The following is a 20349-nucleotide window of genomic DNA, read 5'->3' on the forward strand; positions in this document are numbered from 1 at the left end:
CCCGAAGGCCCTCGGGGCAGCACCGCAGTCATATGCGCGGTGGCGGATGTAGGTACAGCGTATCGAAGGAAGGTTCTCTCGCGACATAGGGCGCACAGGAGGCGCACGATGCGTGTCGCGGACTTCGACCGACTTCGACCGACTTCAGCCGTATTTTTGTTGCCGTACGGGTGAGTTGCCGGGTTCCGAAGGTTCTCGGGAAGGCCCCTGCGGGACCTCGCGAGTCCTCCGGAACCCGGCTCACACGGTGGTGGTGCGGTACTGCCGGGCACTGCGTGCTGCGGGTGCTGCTCGACTACTGCGGTGCGGCTACGACGGTGCGGCTACGACGCTGCCGTCAGACCAGACCGAGGCGCACGGCGGCGGCTTCGGCGTCCACCGGAACGGTGACCGGCTGCGGAGCGCCGGCGATCGCCCAGTCGGGGTCCTTCAGGCCGTTGCCGGTGACCGTGCACACGATCTTCTGGCCGGGGTCGACCAGGCCCAGCTCAGCGGCCTTGAGGAGGCCGGCCACCGAGGCCGCCGAGGCCGGCTCGACGAAGACGCCCTCCTGTGAGGCCAACAGCCGGTAGGCGGCGAGGATCTGGCGGTCCGTCACCTCGTCGATGAAGCCGCCCGACTCGTCACGTGCGGCCAGCGCGTACTCCCAGGAGGCCGGGTTGCCGATCCGGATCGCCGTGGCGATGGTGTGCGGCTCCTTGACGATCTCGCCGCGCACGATGGGTGCGGAGCCGGAGGCCTGGAAACCCCACACGCGGGGCGTACGGGTGGAGAGGCCGTCGGCCTTGTACTCCTTGAAGCCCCTCCAGTACGCGGTGATGTTGCCCGCGTTGCCGACCGGCAGCACGTGGATGTCGGGCGCGTCACCGAGCGCGTCGACGATCTCGAACGCGGCCGTCTTCTGGCCCTCGATACGCACCGGGTTGACCGAATTGACCAGCGCGACCGGGTAGTTGTCGGAGAGCGCGCGGGCCAGGTTCAGGCAGTCGTCGAAGTTGCCGTCCACCTGGAGGATCTTGGCCCCGTGCACCAGGGCCTGGCCCATCTTGCCGAGCGCGATCTTGCCGCGGGGCACGAGCACCGCGGAGACCATCCCGGCGCGCACCGCGTACGCGGCGGCGGAGGCCGAGGTGTTGCCGGTGGAGGCGCAGATGACCGCCTTCGCACCCTCCTCCTTGGCCTTCGTGATCGCCATGGTCATGCCGCGGTCCTTGAAGGACCCGGTGGGGTTCGCCCCCTCGACCTTCAGGTGCACCTCGCATCCGGTGCGCTCGGAGAGCACCTGGGCGGGAACGAGGGGAGTGCCACCCTCGCGGAGCGTCACCACGGGAGTCGTGTCCGTCACCGGCAGGCGGTCCCGGTACTCCTCGATGATGCCGCGCCACTGGTGGGTGCGATTGCTGCTCATGGGTCCTTACTCCCCTTCAACACGCATGATGCTGGCGACACCGCGGACGGTGTCCAGCTTCCGCAGCGCCTCGACGGTCCCGGAGAGGGCGGCGTCGGGTGCGCGGTGAGTGACGACGACGAGGGAGGCCTCGGTGCCGCCCCCGTCCTGACGACCTTGCTGGCGGACGGTGTCGATCGAGACACCGTGCTCCGCGAAGGTGGTCGCCACCTGGGCGAGGACGCCCGGCTTGTCCGCCACATCGAGGCTGATGTGGTAGCGGGTGACGACGTCCCCCATGGGGCTGACCGGCAGCTGGGTGTACGCCGACTCGCCGGGCCCCGTTGCCTCGGCGAGCTTGTTGCGGGCGACGGCGACGAGGTCGCCGAGGACCGCGGACGCGGTCGGCGCGCCGCCCGCGCCGGGCCCGTAGAACATGAGCTGCCCGGCGGCCTCCGCCTCGACGAAGACGGCGTTGTACGCCTCGCGGACGGAGGCGAGCGGGTGGCTGAGCGGGATCATCGCCGGGTGGACGCGGGCGGTGACGGACTCGCCGTCGGCGGCGCGCTCCAAGATGGCGAGGAGCTTGATGGTGCAGCCCATGCGCTTGGCGGAGGCGAAGTCGGCGGCGCTGACCTCCGTCATCCCCTCGCGGTACACGTCGTCGAGGCGGACGCGGGTGTGGAAGGCGATGCCGGCCAGGATCGCGGCCTTGGCGGCGGCGTCGTAGCCCTCGACGTCGGCGGTCGGGTCGGCCTCGGCGTACCCGAGGGCCGTGGCCTCGTCGAGCGCCTCCTGGTACCCGGCGCCGGTGGAGTCCATCTTGTCGAGGATGAAGTTCGTCGTGCCGTTGACGATGCCCATCACACGGTTGATCTTGTCGCCCGCGAGCGACTCGCGCATCGGGCGGACCAGCGGGATGGCGCCGGCGACGGCGGCCTCGTAGTAGAGGTCCAGCCCGTGCTGCTCCGCGGCGGCGTGCAGCGCGGCGCCGTCCTGGGCGAGCAGCGCCTTGTTCGCGGAGACCACGGAGATGCCGTGCTCGAAGGCGGTGGTGATGAGGGTGCGGGCCGGCTCGATGCCGCCGATGACCTCGATGGCGATGTCGATGTCACCGCGTTTGAGCAGGGCGGTCGCATCGGTGGTGATCAGCGCCGGGTCGATGCCCTCACGGACCTTGGAAGGGCGGCGCACGGCCACGCCGGCGAGCTCCACGGGCGCGCCGATCCTCTGCGTGAGGTCGTCGGCGTGCGTCGTCATGATGCGAGCCACCTCTGAGCCGACCACTCCACAGCCCAGCAGCGCCACCTTCAGCGGACGCGTACGCATCATTCGACCTACGCCTTTCGATCTTCCATCAGTCCCCGTGCGGGCGGTTTGCCCGCCGGGTGGAACAAGTCTCACTCAATGGACAGCACTTTCCATCCTCGGTCCATTGAGTGAGACACCTATTTCATCATCCGAGGTCGAGACGCAGGAGATCTTCCTCCGTCTCGCGGCGGACGATCACTCGGGCCTGTCCGTCACGCACGGCGACGACGGGCGGGCGCAGCGCGTGGTTGTAGTTGCTGGCCATGGAGCGGCAGTAGGCGCCGGTGGCCGGGACGGCCAGGAGGTCGCCGGGCGCGAGGTCGGCGGGGAGGAACGCGTCCTTCACGACGATGTCGCCGCTCTCGCAGTGCTTGCCGACGACGCGTACGAGCATGGGCTCGGCGGTGGAGGTGCGGGAGACGAGCGCGATGGAGTACTCGGCGTCGTAGAGGGCGGTGCGGATGTTGTCGGACATCCCGCCGTCGACGCTCACGTAGGTCCGCAGGCCTTCCAGCGGCTTGATCGTCCCCACCTCGTACAGGGTGAACGCGGTCGGGCCGACGATGGCGCGGCCGGGCTCCACGGAGATCCGCGGGGCCCGCAGTCCGGCGCTCTCGCACTCCCGGGCCACGATCTCGTGCAGGGCCTTGGCGATCTCGTGGGGCTCGCGCGGGTCGTCGTTCGCGGTGTACGCGATGCCGAGGCCGCCGCCGAGGTCGATCTCGGGCAACTCCACCCCGTGCTCGTCCCGTACGGCGGCCAGCAGCCGCACGACGCGCTTGGCGGAGACCTCGAAGCCGGCCATGTCGAAGATCTGCGAACCGATGTGGGAGTGGACGCCGAGCAGCTCCAGAGAGTCGTGCCCGAGCGCCCGGCGCACGGCCTCGGCGGCGGAGCCGTCGGCGACCGCGATGCCGAACTTCTGGTCCTCGTGCGCGGTGGCGATGAACTCGTGGGTGTGCGCCTCGACGCCGACCGTCACGCGGATCTGGACGGGCTGGCGGACGCCCAGCTCACGGGCGATGTGCGCGACGCGGGCGATCTCCTGGAAGGAGTCGAGCACGATGCGTCCGACCCCGGCCTCGACGGCCCGGCGGATCTCGCCCTCGGACTTGTTGTTCCCGTGGAAGGCGATCCGCGCGGCGGGCATCCCGGCGGCGAGCGCGGTGGTCAGCTCCCCGCCGGAGCACACGTCGACGTTCAGCCCCTCTTCCTTCAGCCACTTCACGACGGCTTTGGAGAGGAACGCCTTGCCGGCGTAGAACACGTCGGCGTCGGGACCGAAGGCGTGCGCCCAGGCCCGGCACCGGGCCCGGAAGTCCTCCTCGTCGAGGAAGTAGGCGGGGGTGCCGAACTCCTCGGCGAGCTTGGTGACTTCGATGCCGCCCACGCTCACGACGCCGTCGCTGTCGCGCGCGACGGTCCGGGCCCAGACCTTCTCGTCGAGCGCGTTCAGGTCGGCGGGCGGCGGGGAGTAGTGCCCCTCGGGCAGGACGTCGGCGTGGCGGGGCCCGGCGGGGTGCGCGGAACGGCTCATAGGTATCTCTCTTCGCGGGTCACAAGCGTGTCGGTGCGTCTATACCGAGCAGGGCCAGGCCGCCGGCCAGCACCGTCCCGGCGGCTTCGGCAAGAGCCAGCCGGGCACGGTGGGCGGCCGAGGGTTTCTCGTCACCCTTGGGCAGGACGCGGTACTGGAAGTCGAGCAGCGCGTCGGCCAGCTCGACGAGGTGCCGGGCGAGCCGCTCGGGCGCACGGTGGTGCGCGGCGGCTTCGAGGACGAGGGGGTGGTCGGCGAGGACGCGCAGCAGGTCGGGCGCGTCGACCTCGCCGGGCTCGGGGCGGAACCCGAGCTGCTCGGCATTGCGTACGAGCGCGTGGGCGCGGGCATGGGCGTACCGCACCCGGAAGAGCTCGTTGCCCTCTCCCTGTACGAGCAGCGCGTCGCAGAACTCGGGGGTCTCGCGCGCGGGGGTGGTGAGCACGGCCCAGGCGACGGCGTCGGCCCCGTACCGCGCGAGCACGTCCCCGTCGCGGCGGGCGACGGGCGCGACGCTCACGGCCGGACCGGGCCGGACCCCCTGCGCGGCCTCGATCCGCGCGACGGCGGCCCGTACGAGGTGCTCGCGCAGCTCGCCGGACGGCGGATACGGGACCTCGACCACCGCCACCGGGCGCAGGTCGCGCACCAGCTGGGCGGCGGAAACGGAACTCAGCGAAAAATTCAGGAACCCGGCCCCGGTGACCTCGACGCGCTCGATCCCGGCCACAGCGCCCAGCCGGCGGGCGAGTACCTCGGCGACTTCGGCCGGCCGCACTCCGGCGCCCTTCGCGATCTGGAAGGCGACGGGAGTGGCGTACTCCCCCACTCCACCGGGCCTGGTCCGCTCGACCACCACCCGCACGGGCACCGCCCCGCCCAGCTCACCGTCCTCGACGGCGCAGCGCACGGCGCTCACGACGCAACGGGAGAGGTCTGCGGGGGTCACGGGACCCAGCCTAGGGGAGACGCACCGTCATCAGTCGAAGGGTTTCGCCATGTGAACAGCGCCCTGGACGAGCGGAGCCGACGAGAAGGGCGTCTATCTACTGGAGGGGACCGCCCCTCCCCCTCCCGGCGGGTGTCCCTTTCCTGCCGTCGCTGTGGTCGCTGCGGTCACCGCGGTCGCTACGGTCCTTGCGCTCGATCAGGCGGCGCACGACCCGTACCAGCTCGGTGGGCTCGAACGGCTTCGCGAGGAAGGCGTCCACCCCGGCCGCGATCCCGGCCTCCACCTCTTGCTGCGTGCAGGCGCTGACGATGGCGACGGGCACGTCCCTGGTCCGCGGATCGGCCCGCAGCTGCGCGGCCGCCCCGAACCCGTCCAGCCGCGGCATGACCACATCAAGGGTGATCGCATCGGGACACACCCGATGCACGACGTCCAGACACTCGGCACCATCGTTCGCGGTCACGACCTCGAAGCCCTCCAGCTCGAGATTGACCTTGATCAGCTGCCGGATGACCTTGTTGTCGTCGACAACAAGCACCCGACCTGAGACGCCTGGCACAACTCGAGAGTAGGTCCGCCCGGGCCCCCGCGTCCGGGTTTTCGCCACTTCCACCCCCTGCGGGCGAACCACTCCCTCCTCCCCCGCAAACCAGTTCCTGATCACCCCACGGAAGCTGGTAGTGTTCAACCCGTCGCCGCAACACCAACGACGCGCCCCCGTAGCTCAGGGGATAGAGCAACGGCCTCCGGAGCCGTGTGCGCAGGTTCGAATCCTGCCGGGGGCACACTGTGCAAGTGTGTCCAAGACCCCGCCATCAGCAGCAACGCTGAAGCCGGGGTCTTCGCGTATGTGCAGCCGTATGCCAGGCAATGCAGCCCCATGACAGCCCCTGCGGCCTATTCGTGGCCTGGAACTCTCCACAACTGCCCAGGTCAGCCAGGGAAACACGAAGGCCCCGGGTTTCCCCAGGGGCCTCGGGCCGCAACGGCTCACCTCTCACTCGTACTCGCGGAGCAGCTCCTCGATCCGCCGGTTGCCGACTTCCTGCCGGCCGTCGAGGCACTTGGCGTACCGGCCGAGCAGAACCTCCACGCTGTTACCCGCTCGCGCCGCGACCTCGGTCGGGTCGACACCAGCGTTGAGCCAGGTGGAGAGCGCCGAGTGCCTCAGGTCGTACGGCCGCCGTGCGAGCGGTGAAGCGACCACGGCCGGCGGCAGGGCCAGGAGCCGCGCCTCCTGCCAGGCCCGGTAGTACGTCGAGGACGACACCACTCCCCCGCCCTCACTGAAGAAGAGCCGCCCGTCCTCGGCGGTCCCGAAGGTGTCGATGTGCTCCTGCAGGACGGCGACGAGCTGGGGCGGGATCGGCACGCGCCGCACCTCCTCGGCGGGCCGGTTCTTGAGTCCGCGATCGTCATGGCTCAGGCCGGAGTCCGTCCACTGTCGCCCGACGCTCGGCCGGGACCGGTTCAGCAGGGCCTCTCCCCAACCGCTGGCCGGGAGGGTGAGATCAGGCAGGGAGAGCCCGACCGCCTCGGCGGGCCGGAAGCCCCCGAAGTACATCCCGGCGAAGAGCCCCACCAGGCGCCGGCCGCGGGCCCGCTTGAAGCCGCCGATGTAGGACACCGCACACAGCAGTGATCGCGCCTGCTCCGGATTCGCTACGACGCGGGGGTCCACGTCGTTGGCGACCTTCGACTTCTGCCAGCGAACAGCACCGAGGGGATTCCCCTGGAACTCACCGCGGTGAACGGTTTCCGCTGCGGCAGCAGTACCATCAAGCTTGATCTTGAGGGAGTCGAGCACGGACCACCGCACCACAGGATCCGCAAGATCTGCGAGGGGACGAGAAGCCTTGGAAACCCAGTGCAGCACGTTGGCGATCTCGACACCGGCGTGACCGCACCCCACGGAAAGCGACGTCCGCCCCGGCCTGTCAGCGAGATGCGCGACGTGTACGACTTTCTGGAGGACGTGCGCCTGCGGCCAGGCATGTACGCATTCCAGTCTTCAGTCATGCACCTGCATTCGCTCCTGGACGGCTTCGAACTCGCCATGGAGATGAGCGGCAACCCCGACAGCACTCCGTTCGGCCCACGGGGAGGCTTCATTGAGTGGCTTCGCGGTCAGATCAACGGCCAGTACGGCAGCCTGATCTGGGGCTACGCCATCGAGCTTGAAGCTGGAGACCGAGGCATGCCGGCCATGGATCTGTTCTTCGAACTGCTCGACAAGTTCCGGGCCGAGACGACGCGGTAAGACTTTCCCTACTTCATCAAGCACCCGGCTGCGCTCCGCTCCGCCGGGCGGCCTTTCCCGGCGCCGCTCCGCGCGACGCTCCTGCCTTCGGCCCGCTCCGCGCGCGCTTCGCCGCCGGCCGCCCCTGCAAGGCGGGATAGGCCCAAGGGCATGAGGCAGTCCCATACGGCCGGCGGTGCCATCACTCACCGACATGCCTCCGGCGGGGGGCCTCCGGCTCCTGGATGGCGGGGGCACCGTTGGCGGGTGCCGGCCCATGGGGGGGGTGAGGCGGGGAACTCCCATCCCGTCCGCCATCGCCCCAGGACAAACCGAGCGGACACGGCACCGGGGTGTCCAGGTCGTTCGTACAGCGGCGCGCTCCACCTGGACACCCAGCACCACGCCCGCTCCACATACGTGTGGGCCGACGGCAGGCGGGATGGAAGTGGGACGGTTGAATGCAGCGGTGCGGATCGGGAAGCGTTAAAAGCCTACACAGAAGCGATCGTGACAAGGCATCATGTGGCGATGGTGCCTGTAGATGATGAGTACCTGATTCAGGTCGGCCGTCTCGCCTATTCCGTTGCCTACCTGGAATGGGTCGTACTGGGTGAGTTCTCGTACGTTATCGACTTGCCGATCGAACTGGAACTCCGTGGTCTGGTCGGTAAGACCACAGGAGCGCTTGGCAAGATCCTTCAGAATCCCAGCGTGCTAGAGCAGGTGGCTGAGAGCTCAACCCGCCAGTGGCTCCAGCGGTCTGGCGAGTTGCTTGCCAGTAGTGCCATCCTTCGAAATTCGGTACTCCACGCGCGGCCAGCAACGATAGGCGGCCATCAGCGACTCTATCGATGGCATCCAAATATCGGTGAGGCATTTTCGATCGATCCTGCCTGGATAGGTGAGGCTCAACGCCAGATCGACGAAGCCATAAGAGAGGTCTCAAGCGGGCGCCCCAGACTTAACCACCCCGCGATCCCTAGGCAGACCCATGAACAGCAGAGGCCCTCCGAAGAAGATCTGGGCTCACCATAGGATCCAGGCTGGGGCCAGGTCCAAGCCGTGGGTCGGTATACCGGTGTGGTGGCAGCCGGTCGGCACCGCTGTCCTGATCCCGAGGGCAGCACGGTCTGGGAGGGCGGTGCCCATCAGGACAACGGCACCGACCTCGAAGGAGCACACCATGGCCTGCACCGACCCTCAATGCGACAGCGGCGTCATTCCCAACCCGTACTCCCACGACCCCGAGGACCTCACCCTCTGCCCCAGCTGCAACCGCGGCTACGACCCCCGCGACCACCACGACTACGCCGGCTGATCTCGCCACCGGGCCCCGGCGCGAGTCGGGGCCCGCAGGGTTGGCGGTACAGCAACGACGTACCGCCAACGCTCCTGGGGCAGCAGTACGGCTCAGGCGAGCCTTCAGACGCGGCAACCGTCACATGGCATGCGTGGCCAGGAGCGCTGCCGACTGCGGCCGGGACGGGGTACTTAAAAGACAGCCAGCGGCGAGGGAGGGGTGGCCTCTTGCGCACGGCCGGCCGACTACCAGGCCTGAGTCGGGCCGGGCGCCGTACCCCCGCCGTCACGCATGGCGGGAGCGTGAGGCGAACGCACCACCGGGAATGGGCGGGCGGGGAGCAGCTGCTGCCGCGATGTGGCGTAGGCCGGTGTGGTCGCTCCGCGTCGGTACCGGTCTCGTCGTGGCTGATGAGCGTGTCGTCCAGGGGAGATCTGATGCAGGCCCTTCCCTGTCGGCACTGATGGGGAACGACCTCCGGGCGATCTGCCCACTGCTACAGAACAGCTCCGGCCCGAGCTTCAGCAGTCGGGCCGGCCGACCGTGACATCGATGGCTCGGGCCTCCCACCCTGGGACATCAACTGCCACTCGTACGTTCCAAGGGCCACGATCTCCAAGAAGGCGCACGAAGCGCGTGAGCCCTTCGACATCCCCAACGGCCATGCGTCCGTCCGACAGCAAAAGTTCCCCATCGAAGACGGTCGTGAAGGTGGCATCGGCGCCCGGGGCTTCGTCGGAGTCCCGGAAGATCCGCACTGCGACCAGGCCAAGCTGAGGGCGCACTCGGACGGCTACGTGGGTGTCACAACTCGCCGCAGGCGCATCGCCTAGTTCGAGACCAGTGGGAACCCAATCCGTGGACCCGAGATGCAGCACCGGGTGGTTCACGTACACATCAACACCTGCGATCTGCACCGCAGCCTCCCCACTGACACCGTCACGACCGTGCCAGAAGCGTGCCAGATGGGGCGGACAACGGCGATAAACGGCGGGCGTCGCCAGAAGGCTTCCAGGCCTGGATTAGGCGATGTTCGTGCTGATCAGAGCCCTGATAGCGGGTACAAGATCGGTGATTCCCAAGCTCAGAGCGCACTGCCGCCCTCACGTAGGTCTTCTCGCATGCGGAGGCGCAGTGCAGCAAGGGCGTCATCGTAGCCGCGGCGCCCCTCCAAGTAGGCCGGCTCGGTGACCAGTACACCCTCCATCACGAGGTCGCGGAGGCCACGTAGCTGACGGAACGCACTTTCAGAGGCCTCTACGACCCGGGTAGGTGCTGTGATGGTCATCTGGTAGCGCAACCCGATACATGGTCCGAACGCTGCACGGGCGGTGGTGCGCCGCACAGGAAGAAGCATGTCCGGATCCCGAGCCACGTTGCCAGAAGTGTGACGGGCCTCAGAGAGGCATGCCAGGTACTCCCCATACAAGGTACGACGCGTCTGGGTTTCACGGTCCAGTCGCTCTCGCTGCCATCGGCGCCTGTCGAGCAGCATGGCGGATCCGGTAGCGATCGCAGCGCCAACTATGGTGCTGATCAGGGTGACCCACTGCATGAGCCGACGGTATCCATGGCCGAGTGCGCCCGACTAGGCATCCTTGAGGCAGAGCGGCAACACGAGGTGGGTGGCCCAGCCCACTGCGGCCTATGCGTGGACTGGTGCGGATGGCACCTCTAGACCCTCTGACCTGCTGAAATACGTGAGCCGCACGCGCCCTTCGGAGGCCTGCGCATCACTAGCAGAGCAGCCCCCAGAGAATTTCGGGGCTGCTCTGTCCTGCTGTAAAGAGTTCAGCTAGCCGGGGGACGGCATCGCATCCTTCGTGAGCTTGGTAGGCGGATCACCCAAGGCGGTCGCCTCGGCTGGTTGCTACGCGCACTGCGTTCCGGAGATCCCCGGTCAGATCCGTTGCCAGGAGGCGGAGTTCCTCAGGATCCGACTCCTCGTCGGCGAGCACTTCGAGGGCGTGGGCCAAGAGTTCGGATGCCAAGCCGAGCTGGATCTTCTCGGTGTTGTCGGCCAGGCGGGACAGGTAGCCAGCGGGGGTGTCGGCGCTCAGGTAGCAGGGCTTGTCGTCGGGGCCCGCCCATGGGAGGAGGCGCAGTTCGTTGCTCTCGGTCATTCCTTCGAGCTCCTCTCATCGGTCACGAAGCGGGCGGTGAAGAGTGCGTCTGCTCTGTCACCGGGGAGGACGAGGAGGGCTGCCTCGACCATGCGGCCGGCGGCGTCGGTCAACACGCGGGTGACCGAGAGGACCGCCAACGAGGGGCTGATTCGGAGGGTCGTCGCCTCCTCCTGGGTCGGGAGGCGGGCGCTGACACGCTCTTGGACTTCAGACAGTGGTGGGCGGAAATCTGCCAGGCTCACGGCTATCTGCTCGGCCAAGGGTGGGGTGGCAGGCGCGAGGTCGTGGGGGACGTAGATGTGGGCCAGGCCGTGGGGCGTCTTCCCTTCGTGAGTGGTGAAGAGGACTTCGGTCAGGGGGCTGTGGGGTGGCACGTTCAGCAGGGTGGTCAGGTGACTGGGCGCCTCGATGTTCGTGGTGCGTGCAGTCATGCGTAAGGCGGCGGAGAAGGCGGTCCAGGTGGCCTGTGCGCCTCCCCCGCCGGTGTACGTGATCTTGTGAAGGGGGCGGCGTACGAAGTTGCCGCTGCCGTGGATCTTCTCGACCAAGCCTTCGCCCTGGAGGAGCGCGAGGGCGCTTCGCAGGGTGGCCGTGCTAACCGCGTAACAGGTAGAGAGTTGGGCCTCCGAGGGGAGGCGTTCGCCAGCTTTGAAGTGGCCCGATGAGATCTGGTGACGGAGGTCGTCGGCGATGGCTTGACGGCGGGAGGGCACGGGCCGGATCACCACTTCCTCATCATGCGAAGGGCGATGAGGCGGCTTCGAGCGTGCAGCGTCAGCACCTCGCCCGACTCGAAGAACAGCCGCTTGGCGCCGACGGGAAGCTGGACGAGGTTGGTCACGCGGCACGGCTGGCCGCCGATCTGGATGACGTCGCCGCGCTGCACACTGATCGAAGTGATCTCGATGTTGGCGGCGAGGGCGCCGCTGGGAGCCCAGCCCCTCACTGGTTCACCTGCCGCAGTGTCGGCGCAGCGCCCGGGGCGTGGCAGGAACAGTCGCAGGCCTCGTAGATCACGGGGACGCCGACGGGTGCGGATTCGGGGGACGACTGGGCGCACTCGGGGTGTGCGCCGATCACGCACGAGCTCGAACGGAAGGTCGTCGCCGTGGGCGTCGCAGGTGGGGGTGTGGGGTGGTGTCGCCCACTGGTGCGGGCGGTGGTGGGACCCATACGGTTGTGCACGCTGATCAGCTCCTATCGCTGATGGCCAGGTCCCCGGACGTCGCCTGTCGCGGGGACCGCTTCGTTTACGGCGGCCCAGAGGGTGCGGCCGGTCAAGCTGCTGGCGAGGAGCCCGAATCGGTCGGCCTTCGCCACGACTTCCAGGACCTCCCGCCACGATTCGGCGGGCAGCGCTTCCGGTACCTCCGCTTCGATCGACGTGTACGTGGTGTGCGGCTCCACACGCGTGGCCAGCCCGAGGGCCGACAGCCGGGCGGCGAGGTCCTCGGCCCTTGATTCCGATGCGGGCACAGAGCCTCCGTCGCCGTTCGAACACGTTGAGTGAAGCTAGTTAACTAGATTAGAGCTAGTGGACTAGATTTTCCACATGCCTGAGCAGCCGCCTTATCTCCGCATCGCCGATGTCCTGCGGCAGCGGATCGCGGAGCATGTGTGGACGGTCGGCGATCGGCTCCCTTCGCGTGCTCAGATCGCCGAGGAGTGTGGCGTCGGCGAGAACGTGGTCCGCCGGGCGCAGGAGTTGCTGATCTCCCAGGGAGTGCTGGAGGGGCGCGCGGGATCGGGCACGTACGTTGCCGAGCCTCATCGGCGCGTGCGGGTCGTGCGGTCCTCGGCGCGTGAGCAGCCCGGCGGTTCGCCGTTCCGGGCGGACATGCAGGCCTTGGGCAAGCAGGGCAATTGGGAGAGCCGGACCGAAGCGAAGGTGCCGGCCCCGGGCGAGATTGCGGCGCGGCTCGGTATTGCCGAGGGCGAGCTGTGCGTCCGGACCGTTTACGAGTTCCTCGCTGACGGTCGGCCTGTGCAGTTGTCGACGAGTTGGGAGCCGTACGAGCTCACCGCGGGCACGCTCGTTGTGCTGCCGGAGGGCGGGCCGCATGCGGGGGTTGGCGTCGTGAATCGGATGGCCGCGATCGGGATCACCGTCAGCCATACCGTCGAGCAGCCGGAGCCGCGGCAGGCGAGCGCCGAGGAGGCGTCGCTCCTCGGGATCCAGAAGGCCGCTCTGGTCACCCACATCCGGCGGACGTACTACAGCGACCAGGGGCAGCCCGTGGAGACTGCGGACATCGTCATCCCCGCCGCGCTGTGCGAGGTCGTCTACGAGATCCCCGTCAGCCGCTAGTCGCTGGCATGCCCAAGAGGAGTCGGTCTCGGGCGAGCACCAGGCAGCAGGGTCTCGCCTTCACCGCCGCTTCAGAACCTTGCGCATCTCCTCGATCAATGCGGAGCGAGCCTGGCGGACAGCCCGCCAAGCATGCACGTACTCGCCCGAGTCCGAGGCGTGGCCGGCCACCACCACGTCATGGAAATCGAGCACGCTAAGGGTCGCGAGACCAGCCTTGTCGACAAGCGGCCTTTCAGCCACCAGCTCCAGTCGATGCTGTGCCGTGTAGACGCCATGCTCACCAATTGCAATGTGCCCGGTGCCCACACGTTCGGGAGATGCTTCCGCTCGGGTGAATGCGTCTCTCGCCTCAGATAGGGCAGTTAGGTACTCCGTGAACGCGGTCCGCAGCGTCTCACGATCCCTCTCCGTCGAGTCGCGCCGCCATCGCACGTGATCGGCGACGAGGGTGGCTAGCACTCCAAGCACTGCGCCCACACCTGTCGCCGCGATCGTCGACCACTGCATGTGCCCCCCTCAGGTCCCGCTCCCGGTAGCAGTACAGCAGCGAAGTGCGAGCAGCCACAGCCGAACTGAGATCTCTAGCGGGGCCCAGGCGTAGCCTGAATGCCGGACCGGACAGCGGCCGCCCCACCTAGAGCAACGGATCAGATGCAGCCGGTTGCGCTCAAAGGGCACTTCCACCGACGGCGTAGCCGTCCCCCGCTTCGGCGCCAGCTGCGCGGCCTATTCGTGGACTGAAGGAGCGAAGGACGCAGCTCCTGGGCCCCTGCACATGTGAAACGCGTGAGACGCACGGGGCCTCCGGAGCCGTGTGCGCAGGTTCGAATCCTGCCGGGGGCACACTGTGCAAGTGTGTCCAAGACCCCGCCATCAGCGGTAACGCTGAAGCCGGGGTCTTCGCGTATGCGCAGCCAACTGCCGCCCTGCGCACCCGTATGTCAGACCCTCTGGACTATTCGTGGACAGGCTCCTGGGGTGTTTCCGCAGGTGGCGATGCTCCTCATGGGCGAGCACCGCTGCTCTTCATTCTCGCGTCCTGCTCGTGGAAGATGCGTCGGACGACCTGGGGTCTCGTGGATGTGGCCACGCTGGCCGTTGCCCTCATCGGCGCTGGAGGAGTATTGGGCGGCGCTCTCTGGGCAGGCGCCGGCGGGGCGGGCGGAACGGCAACCGTCACATGGCATGCGCGGCCGGGAGCGAGGCCGACTGCGGCCGGAACGGCGTGCCGAGGAGGCCAGCGGCGAGGGAGAGGACCTCTTGCGCGCGGTCGGCCGACTGCCTGCCGGGCCCGACTCGGGCTGGGCGCCGTACCCCCGCCGTCAGGCGAACGCACCACCGGAAATGGGCGGCCGAGGAGCAGCTGCTGCCGCAATGTGGCGGCGGCCGGTGTGGTCGCTCCGCGCCGGTACAGGTCTCGTCGTGGCCGATGGGCGCGTCGTCGCAAAGACCCGCCCGAGTCGCCGACAGCGTACGGTCCCCAACCCGGGCAGGGTGCCGACCACAACCCGCTCAGCAGCGTGGCAGGAGATGGCTCCGACGAAGCTTAGGTCGAACAGCAAATACTTTCCAACAGGATCGTTTCGGCGAGCGCGACCTGGCATGTCGCCAGCGGCAAAACGAATAGCGCCAGTTCACTAGAAGGAGACGCTCGCATCGGACGCAGAGGCTGAAACTCCGAAAGGACCACGCCGTGTCTTCAATCTTTGATGTGACCTTCTGGAAGGCCACTACGGAGCGCGTCATCCGAACCTTCGCACAGGCTCTGGCGGCCACACTCATCGCCGGGGGCACAAGCCTGCTTTCGGTGCCTTGGCCAGCTGCACTTGGCACCGCCGGGATGGCTGCGGTGTTGGCGCTACTTACCGCCGTTGCCGCCGGCCCCATCGGCCCCCCGGGACCGGGCGTGACCGAAGCGCCAGTCAGCAATCAATGACTAAGTGACGTGCAGCCCCGGGCGCCGCAGATAACCCCGCCCCTGCCGAGGGCCTAGCCGGACCGGCTCTGCATGGCCCGGCACCGCAGACCACCTCGCCGCGCAAGCGTCACCGTTGTGAGCCTCGGCGGACTCTGAAGCACCCGGGTGGCAGCGAGGCTGACTGAGCGGGCAGAGACTGTCGTTGCCTTGCGAAACGCGATGCGACAACTCGGCGCGTCTGACTGGGGACCGAGTTGGACAGTTGAACGCAAGGGCGTTCTGCGTGGCGGCTTTTCAGTCCCTTGCCCACCTCGTGGTAGACCTGCGGCAAGGACAATCCGAGACCGTGCGGAAGTTCATGCCTCTCTGGAGAAGGGCATGCTCCTGTCCATGGAGGTGGAAATAGGGTTGGATTTGACCCGAACTTCCGAACCGCATGCCCGAATTGCTTTCGGGGTGAAGCGGTCCCCCCACGAGGGGACCGCCTTCTTCGTAGGCCTCACGGGTGCCCCCGCGTGTTGAGGTTGGCTGTCACCACTGCCAGGTGATGGGAGGTTGCCCATGCACGCCACTCCGCGCCGGTGCCGGCCTTCCCCCTCTGCCGCATCGCGCACTCCTTGAGCCGTGCGTCACCCCATGAAGTTCGGGCCCCTGTTGCGGGCCAGTACGGGGATGCGACCAGATCCGCGCTCAGGGCGAAGAAGTCATCGTTACCGGAGCGGACCCGCGGATAGACGAAGACCTGCCATTCTTCCGGAGTCGTGTAACGCATGTTGGGGTGCGGAGTTCCACGTGACTTCACAGGTATCCGAGGATGCGTCACACCGAAGTCACCGAAGTCTGGCGCCTTCCCATGGCACCCGCTCACGACGCGCCGCCAGAGCTGCGCGTCGCGCCTAGCTACGGGCGTGGCTTGCCCTCTGGGGAACCCTGTCAAGTTGACCGGGAAGGCGCCAGCGGCAACACACTCGCGCCGCCATCGCCACGGCGAGAGCACCTTAAGGACGGCCAATGCGCGGTCGGCCAATCGGTCTCTCGTGACACTGGAGTGCACCGGCCCGGCGTCAATGAGCAGGTCCACCTCTTCCGGTTCGAGGTGGAGCACCTTGAGCAGCCTGCGGATATGTCCGTGATTCGGCAGGGGTTCAAGGATGTCGTCCGCAACGGACACACGGAGGCAAACGCCACTCTGGTGCACAGCCACCGCTTGTGATGCCTCGGCCAGGACGTCTCGCGGATCTGCGCAACGCACGACCGGGCACATCAGCACGCCGCGAAGCCCGAGCGACTCACTGAGTCGGGCGATCGGACCACCAACATCGCCCTCGAGGACTCGTGCTGTCGGTAAGGCGCCGGTATCGACCGTCAGGACCGTGCCGTGCGGCACTGCGTCCATCGCGCGGTTGCAGAAGGTCTCCAGCACATCCCGCACGTCTGGGTCAGGGATCAGCTCCATGACGGGGCGGATGCACGAGCGAACCGCCGGCGTGACGTGTTCGAGGGCCGAGAACTCCCCCACCTTGCCCTTGAGTATCGGAACGTAGGCCAACGGCTTCCCCCAGCGCACTCGGCACCAAGCCAATGGATGTCTCGCTCACTCCCATCAGAGTGTGACGAGAACTTGCCATCCCAGATAGGGGCATAGGCCAGCCAATAGGCTGGTTCTCGCCTAAGTCGGATGCTGCCCCTCCGTTCCGGAGCTTCAGGCACGCACCGACTCCGTCACGTCCGGCCTCCGCGTCACGGCGTGGGGGGCCGGGAGGGGCGGGTAGAGCAGTGCCGTTCCGCAACCGCCAGCGGGTCGGCGGTCCGTGAAGCAGCCGGCACGGCCGTCGTCCATCGATCCGGGCGGAGCCACGGACCTGAAGGCCGCCGGCGCCAGCCCTCCTGACCGGCGAGTCGGTCAGGAGGGCTGGCCGGGGGCACTACTCCTCCCCGTCGTCCCCCTCGCCTCCCCTACGGTCAGGGGGGAGGACCGCGACGACCGCGGCGGCGACTCCCAAGGCCGAGCCGGCGGCCGGCGCGATCATGGCGAGGCCGAACGCGACGGCCCCGGCCGCGACGAGCGCCACCGTCTTGCGGGTGGGCCGGCGGCGGCGCTCGCCATCCGACCGGGTTCGTCGTACTTTCATGTGGACGCCTCCTGGAGTGATGAACGAGGTGTTTCAAGGGCGGCCCCCGCTGCAACGGGTGGCCGCCTGCTCCATGTGCAGGGGCCGAGCCGCATCTCTAGGCCGTCAAGCGCCCCGCGAGGCCCTGTCCGGCATCCAACGGACCGCTTCTTCCTCAGCTCGCCCCGATCAAGCCCCTCCTCCCCCCTGCGCCGCCCTCCCGACCTGCCGCATGTCCGATTTGGATGCGATTTTCATGGGTCGGATTTCAGCATCTAATTCCTGCATTGCATCAGCAGGGTACACTACGACTAGCGGTAGTAGATCGACACGGACCACAGGGAGGGCTGCACGTGACGGAGGCGAACGTCTCGGATCCAGCGGGCGTGAAGTGGGGTCTGGCGCCCGGCGACCCGATCGAGCGCAAGCAACTGCACGCCGAGTACGGCGGCCGCACCCAGGGGGGCATCGGCCCGTCGGCGAAGACGCCGAACGTCATGGTCTTCACGGACCCGATCGCCGGCGAGAAGCACGGCTATTACGACGGGTGGATGCCGGACGGGCTGTTCCACTACAGCGGGGAAGGGCAGTACGGCGACCAGCGGATGCTGTCCGGCAACGCCAGCATCCTGAACCACCGGACCGAGGGCCGCGCGCTGCGCGTCTTCCAGGGCGCCCGCGGGGTCGTCACCTACCTCGGCGAGTTCGAAGTGGACAGCTGGTACGAGGCGGACGCCCCGGAGACCGGTGACGGACCTCTCCGCAAGGTGATCGTCTTCAAGCTGCGGCCGGTGGACACCCCCGTGCAGGAGCCGGAGACGAAGCTGGGCCGGGTGCTGGGCAGTCAGCCCGAGCCCGTCGTGCGCGTCGACATCGAGCAGCAGGAGACCGAGAAGGCCTTCGTCAATCCGAGCCGCGAGCCGTACGAAGCGGAGCGGCGTGAAGCGAAGCTCGTGCTCCAGTTCAGCGACTACCTCAGGTCGAAGGGGCAGCAGGTCCACCGGCACCGGATCCTCCCCGACGGCGAGACCCGCCCCCTGCTGACGGACCTCTACGCGCCGGGGCTCGGCTTGCTCGTGGAAGCGAAGGGGAGCGTCACCCGCGAGAACGTGCGCATGGCCATCGGGCAGCTGGCCGACTACAGCCGCTTCGTAAATCCCGTCACGCGCGCGATCCTTCTCCCGTCCCAGCCGCGCAAGGACCTGATCGACCTCGCCGCGAGCCAGGAGTGCGTGACCCTGTGGCCGGCCGGCAAGTCGTTCGAAAGCAGCAGCTCGGACGTACTGCCGTAGCGCATCGCCGCTGGCTGACCCGTCGCCGACCCGTCGCCGACCCGTCGCCGACCCGTCAGCCGATGCTGCATCACCAAGTGATGCAGCATCATTAACAGCCGTGTCGGGGGTTGAGACCGTTGGCCGACGAGGGTGCTGAGCAGACCGAGACCGACGATCGGGGTCAGGGCCCGGCACCCCGGGGCGGCGCGGCACGGCGCGGGGTGTCAGCCGGGCGGGCGGCCATTACGTGCGGGCCCGGGGGCGGGCGGACAGACTGGGCGCATGCCCGAAAAGGCGCAGCAGCCGCCAGCGGACCCTCCCGAGAGGTCGTTCCTGGACAAGTTGGCGTACATCGCGGCGCCCGGGACCGTCGTCCTCGGACTGCTCTACTACTTCGGCAACCAGTACAACGAGGCCTACTACCGCGCGTTCGGCGTCCCGCTCAGCGACTTGCCCTTCTCCATCCAGGCCGTCCTCGCGCGCAGCCCCGAGGCCCTCTTCTTCCCGGTGTGGATACTGCTCGTCTGCGGGCTCGTCGTCCTGCTCGTGCTCGGCCGGCTCGGGCACGCCCTGGCCCGCCCGGAGAACGAGGGGCTGCGTCGTACGGCGTACCGCTCGCTGCTGGCGGTGGGCCTGCTCCTGGGGGTGGCCGGGGGCTATCCCGTCTTCTTCCGGGACGATCTACTCACCTTCCTCCCCGCGGGTTTGCTCCGCGGGCTGCTGCCCAGCCTCGTGGTGGCCCTGGGAGCCAGCCTGGCCTTCTTCGCCATCCAGGTGCGCCTCGGGCAGCATGACCCCGGGCGGCGGAGCCCTCGGGTCCGCGACGCCGACCGGTTGTGGCTCGTGGCCGGGGCGTTGCTCCTGGGGATGCTGACGTTGAGCCTCTTCTACGGCGTGTCCCGGTACGCGGCGATGGCGGGCGAGGCGCAGGCGATGGCAGACGCGAACGGCGGCATGCAGCGGAACCCTGCCGTGGAGGTCCTTTCGCGCCTGCCGCTGGTCCACCACGCCAAGGACATCGCGTTCAAGGACCTGGGCGCCGGGGCCGGGCCCTACCGTTACCAGTACCGGGGCTTTCGCCTCTTGGTGAAGACCCCGACCCGCTTCTACCTCGTCCCCTACTACGGGGGGTACGAGAACACCGTGACCGTGGTGCTCCCGGACGACGACGGCACGGTCCGGGTGCAGATGAAGGGCTCTGTCAGGTGAGCGCGGGCTCGGGCGTGGGGATCCCGGTCTGGTCAGGGGTTTCGGGGGTGCCGGTCTCGTCGGGGGCCTCCGGTGTCCCCGTCTCGTCGGGGGTTTCCGGGGTCCCGTCGGGCTCCGGCGTCGGGGTTTCGGAGGGCGTCTCCGATGTGGCCTCGACGGCCTCACCGGTCAGGGTCACCGAGAAGACGGGCCCCTCGGCGGTCGGGGCGGTGACCGTACCCGTCCACGTGCCCGGTACGTGGGCGACGTGGCTGACCTGGACGCTGCACGTCTCCTGGGGCTGAAGGGTGACGCCGGTGCAGCCGTCCTTGACGATCGAGAGTTCTCCGCTTTCCGCGGTGGCCGTCAGCGGCTGGACGGTCAGGGGCACCTGCTGGTCGTTGGCGAACTCCATGGTCCCTCCGGCCGGCTCGTCCAGCTGCGCCCTCGGCACGGCGACCGTCGAGCCGCTCCCGGAGCCTCCGCGGGTGCCGGGGAAGACCTTGCCCAGGTCCTCGTCCCCCGTCGCCGTGGAGGACGTTCCGGTGTGCGTGTCGGTGGTCGTGGCGGGTGGGGTCGGGACGGGGTCGGGGTCGGGGTCGGAGCACGCCGACGCCGTCATGGTCAGGGCCGTCAGCAGTGCCGCCGTGGCGAAGCCGCGTCTGATGTCCGGCATCACGGTGTCGGTCCCT

20 protein-coding genes, 2 tRNA genes and 1 pseudogene are annotated in these 20349 nt (G+C 68.3%); 9 read left to right on the plus strand and 14 right to left on the minus strand.

Features of this window, described 5'->3' with window-relative positions; all coding sequences use genetic code 11:
* Nucleotides 1-337 precede the first annotated feature (337 nt).
* The 5 genes from thrC to OG386_RS15970 all read right to left on the minus strand — a co-directional run bounded on the left by thrC (nt 338) and on the right by OG386_RS15970 (nt 5800).
* Nucleotides 338-1408, minus strand: coding sequence for a threonine synthase (gene thrC, locus OG386_RS15950; protein WP_328788710.1), 1071 nt, complete (start codon nt 1406-1408; stop codon nt 338-340).
* A gap of 6 nt (nt 1409-1414) precedes the next feature.
* Nucleotides 1415-2719 carry a homoserine dehydrogenase gene (locus tag OG386_RS15955; protein WP_266604970.1) on the minus strand — a complete coding sequence of 435 codons (1305 nt, stop codon included), beginning with the start codon at nt 2717-2719 and terminating at the stop codon, nt 1415-1417.
* A 124-nt stretch (nt 2720-2843) separates the two neighbouring features.
* Nucleotides 2844-4235, minus strand: a complete 1392-nt coding sequence (lysA, locus tag OG386_RS15960) for a diaminopimelate decarboxylase (protein WP_328788711.1) — start codon at nt 4233-4235, stop codon at nt 2844-2846.
* A gap of 19 nt (nt 4236-4254) precedes the next feature.
* The gene (nrtL, locus tag OG386_RS15965) at nt 4255-5184 is read right to left on the minus strand and encodes an ArgS-related anticodon-binding protein NrtL (RefSeq protein ID WP_328788712.1); all 930 of its coding nucleotides are present in this window, start codon (nt 5182-5184) and stop codon (nt 4255-4257) included.
* A 97-nt stretch (nt 5185-5281) separates the two neighbouring features.
* Nucleotides 5282-5800 (minus strand): response regulator, encoded by a 519-nt coding sequence (locus tag OG386_RS15970; protein ID WP_405790808.1) that lies wholly within the window; start codon nt 5798-5800, stop codon nt 5282-5284.
* 100 nt (nt 5801-5900) lie between these two features.
* Between OG386_RS15970 and OG386_RS15975 the strand changes: the two genes are divergently transcribed.
* A tRNA-Arg gene (locus OG386_RS15975) sits at nt 5901-5972 on the plus strand.
* Nucleotides 5973-6184: 212 nt separating this feature from the next.
* Here the strand turns inward: OG386_RS15975 and OG386_RS15980 are convergent.
* Nucleotides 6185-7072, minus strand: a pseudogene (locus tag OG386_RS15980) (tyrosine-type recombinase/integrase); the annotation flags it as partial.
* 69 nt (nt 7073-7141) lie between these two features.
* On the opposite strand from OG386_RS15980, the gene OG386_RS15985 reads away from it, so the two are divergent.
* From OG386_RS15985 to OG386_RS15995, 3 genes are all read left to right on the plus strand, one after another.
* A complete protein-coding gene (locus OG386_RS15985) occupies nt 7142-7447 on the plus strand; it encodes a hypothetical protein (RefSeq protein ID WP_328788713.1) in 306 nt (101 codons plus the stop codon).
* Between the two features lie 510 nt (nt 7448-7957).
* Nucleotides 7958-8464 (plus strand): hypothetical protein, encoded by a 507-nt coding sequence (locus OG386_RS15990; RefSeq protein WP_328788714.1) that lies wholly within the window; start codon nt 7958-7960, stop codon nt 8462-8464.
* Between the two features lie 148 nt (nt 8465-8612).
* Entirely contained in the window at nt 8613-8747 is a 135-nt protein-coding gene (locus tag OG386_RS15995; RefSeq protein WP_328788715.1) for a hypothetical protein, read from the plus strand.
* Nucleotides 8748-10570: 1823 nt separating this feature from the next.
* On the opposite strand, the gene OG386_RS16000 is transcribed toward OG386_RS15995, so the two are convergent.
* The 4 genes from OG386_RS16000 to OG386_RS16015 form a co-directional block, all read right to left on the minus strand.
* Nucleotides 10571-10852 carry a hypothetical protein gene (locus OG386_RS16000; protein WP_328788716.1) on the minus strand — a complete coding sequence of 94 codons (282 nt, stop codon included), beginning with the start codon at nt 10850-10852 and terminating at the stop codon, nt 10571-10573.
* Nucleotides 10849-11583: a GntR family transcriptional regulator gene (locus tag OG386_RS16005; protein ID WP_405788712.1), complete on the minus strand. Its 735-nt coding sequence runs from the start codon at nt 11581-11583 to the stop codon at nt 10849-10851. The genes OG386_RS16000 and OG386_RS16005 overlap by 4 nt, the downstream gene beginning before the upstream one ends.
* Complete coding sequence (locus tag OG386_RS16010) at nt 11577-11801, minus strand: hypothetical protein (RefSeq protein WP_328788717.1); 225 nt, start codon at nt 11799-11801, stop codon at nt 11577-11579. The genes OG386_RS16005 and OG386_RS16010 overlap by 7 nt, the downstream gene beginning before the upstream one ends.
* A gap of 251 nt (nt 11802-12052) precedes the next feature.
* Entirely contained in the window at nt 12053-12331 is a 279-nt protein-coding gene (locus tag OG386_RS16015; RefSeq protein ID WP_328788718.1) for a hypothetical protein, read from the minus strand.
* A 76-nt stretch (nt 12332-12407) separates the two neighbouring features.
* Between OG386_RS16015 and OG386_RS16020 the strand changes: the two genes are divergently transcribed.
* The gene (locus OG386_RS16020; protein ID WP_328788719.1) at nt 12408-13163 is read left to right on the plus strand and encodes a GntR family transcriptional regulator; all 756 of its coding nucleotides are present in this window, start codon (nt 12408-12410) and stop codon (nt 13161-13163) included.
* A 60-nt stretch (nt 13164-13223) separates the two neighbouring features.
* Here OG386_RS16020 and OG386_RS16025 read toward each other — a convergent pair whose 3' ends face one another.
* Nucleotides 13224-13673 carry a hypothetical protein gene (locus OG386_RS16025; RefSeq protein ID WP_328788720.1) on the minus strand — a complete coding sequence of 150 codons (450 nt, stop codon included), beginning with the start codon at nt 13671-13673 and terminating at the stop codon, nt 13224-13226.
* 258 nt (nt 13674-13931) lie between these two features.
* Here OG386_RS16025 and OG386_RS16030 point away from each other — a divergent pair.
* Together OG386_RS16030 and OG386_RS16035 are read left to right on the plus strand one after the other, a co-directional pair.
* Nucleotides 13932-14009: transfer RNA gene (locus OG386_RS16030), tRNA-Arg, on the plus strand.
* Nucleotides 14010-14877: 868 nt separating this feature from the next.
* Nucleotides 14878-15102, plus strand: a complete 225-nt coding sequence (locus OG386_RS16035) for a holin (RefSeq protein ID WP_328793270.1) — start codon at nt 14878-14880, stop codon at nt 15100-15102.
* 481 nt (nt 15103-15583) lie between these two features.
* Here OG386_RS16035 and OG386_RS16040 read toward each other — a convergent pair whose 3' ends face one another.
* The gene (locus tag OG386_RS16040; RefSeq protein WP_328788721.1) at nt 15584-16633 is read right to left on the minus strand and encodes a beta family protein; all 1050 of its coding nucleotides are present in this window, start codon (nt 16631-16633) and stop codon (nt 15584-15586) included.
* A 376-nt stretch (nt 16634-17009) separates the two neighbouring features.
* Entirely contained in the window at nt 17010-17216 is a 207-nt protein-coding gene (locus OG386_RS16045; RefSeq protein WP_328788722.1) for a hypothetical protein, read from the minus strand.
* Nucleotides 17217-17548: 332 nt separating this feature from the next.
* On the opposite strand from OG386_RS16045, the gene OG386_RS16050 reads away from it, so the two are divergent.
* Together OG386_RS16050 and OG386_RS16055 are read left to right on the plus strand one after the other, a co-directional pair.
* Complete coding sequence (locus OG386_RS16050) at nt 17549-18487, plus strand: restriction endonuclease (RefSeq protein WP_328788723.1); 939 nt, start codon at nt 17549-17551, stop codon at nt 18485-18487.
* Nucleotides 18488-18751: 264 nt separating this feature from the next.
* Nucleotides 18752-19678, plus strand: coding sequence for a hypothetical protein (locus OG386_RS16055; RefSeq protein ID WP_328788724.1), 927 nt, complete (start codon nt 18752-18754; stop codon nt 19676-19678).
* On the opposite strand, the gene OG386_RS16060 is transcribed toward OG386_RS16055, so the two are convergent.
* Nucleotides 19671-20333, minus strand: a complete 663-nt coding sequence (locus tag OG386_RS16060) for a hypothetical protein (RefSeq protein ID WP_328788725.1) — start codon at nt 20331-20333, stop codon at nt 19671-19673. The genes OG386_RS16055 and OG386_RS16060 overlap by 8 nt on opposite strands.
* Nucleotides 20334-20349 lie beyond the last annotated feature (16 nt).

It is taken from the genome of Streptomyces sp. NBC_00273 (assembly GCF_036178145.1).
In the GTDB taxonomy this organism is placed as follows: Bacteria; Actinomycetota; Actinomycetes; order Streptomycetales; family Streptomycetaceae; genus Streptomyces.

What these genes read in the sequence shown, in the direction of transcription:
- thrC (WP_328788710.1), bottom strand. Translation starts at nt 1,408, where the DNA reads ATGAGCAGCAATCGCACCCACCAGTGGCGCGGCATCATCGAGGAGTAC.
- OG386_RS15955 (WP_266604970.1), bottom strand. Translation starts at nt 2,719, where the DNA reads ATGATGCGTACGCGTCCGCTGAAGGTGGCGCTGCTGGGCTGTGGAGTG.
- lysA (WP_328788711.1), bottom strand. Translation starts at nt 4,235, where the DNA reads ATGAGCCGTTCCGCGCACCCCGCCGGGCCCCGCCACGCCGACGTCCTG.
- OG386_RS15990 (WP_328788714.1), top strand. Translation starts at nt 7,958, where the DNA reads ATGGTGCCTGTAGATGATGAGTACCTGATTCAGGTCGGCCGTCTCGCC.
- OG386_RS15995 (WP_328788715.1), top strand. Translation starts at nt 8,613, where the DNA reads ATGGCCTGCACCGACCCTCAATGCGACAGCGGCGTCATTCCCAACCCG.
- OG386_RS16000 (WP_328788716.1), bottom strand. Translation starts at nt 10,852, where the DNA reads ATGACCGAGAGCAACGAACTGCGCCTCCTCCCATGGGCGGGCCCCGAC.
- OG386_RS16020 (WP_328788719.1), top strand. Translation starts at nt 12,408, where the DNA reads ATGCCTGAGCAGCCGCCTTATCTCCGCATCGCCGATGTCCTGCGGCAG.
- OG386_RS16025 (WP_328788720.1), bottom strand. Translation starts at nt 13,673, where the DNA reads ATGCAGTGGTCGACGATCGCGGCGACAGGTGTGGGCGCAGTGCTTGGA.
- OG386_RS16045 (WP_328788722.1), bottom strand. Translation starts at nt 17,216, where the DNA reads ATGAAAGTACGACGAACCCGGTCGGATGGCGAGCGCCGCCGCCGGCCC.
- OG386_RS16055 (WP_328788724.1), top strand. Translation starts at nt 18,752, where the DNA reads ATGCCCGAAAAGGCGCAGCAGCCGCCAGCGGACCCTCCCGAGAGGTCG.
- OG386_RS16060 (WP_328788725.1), bottom strand. Translation starts at nt 20,333, where the DNA reads ATGCCGGACATCAGACGCGGCTTCGCCACGGCGGCACTGCTGACGGCC.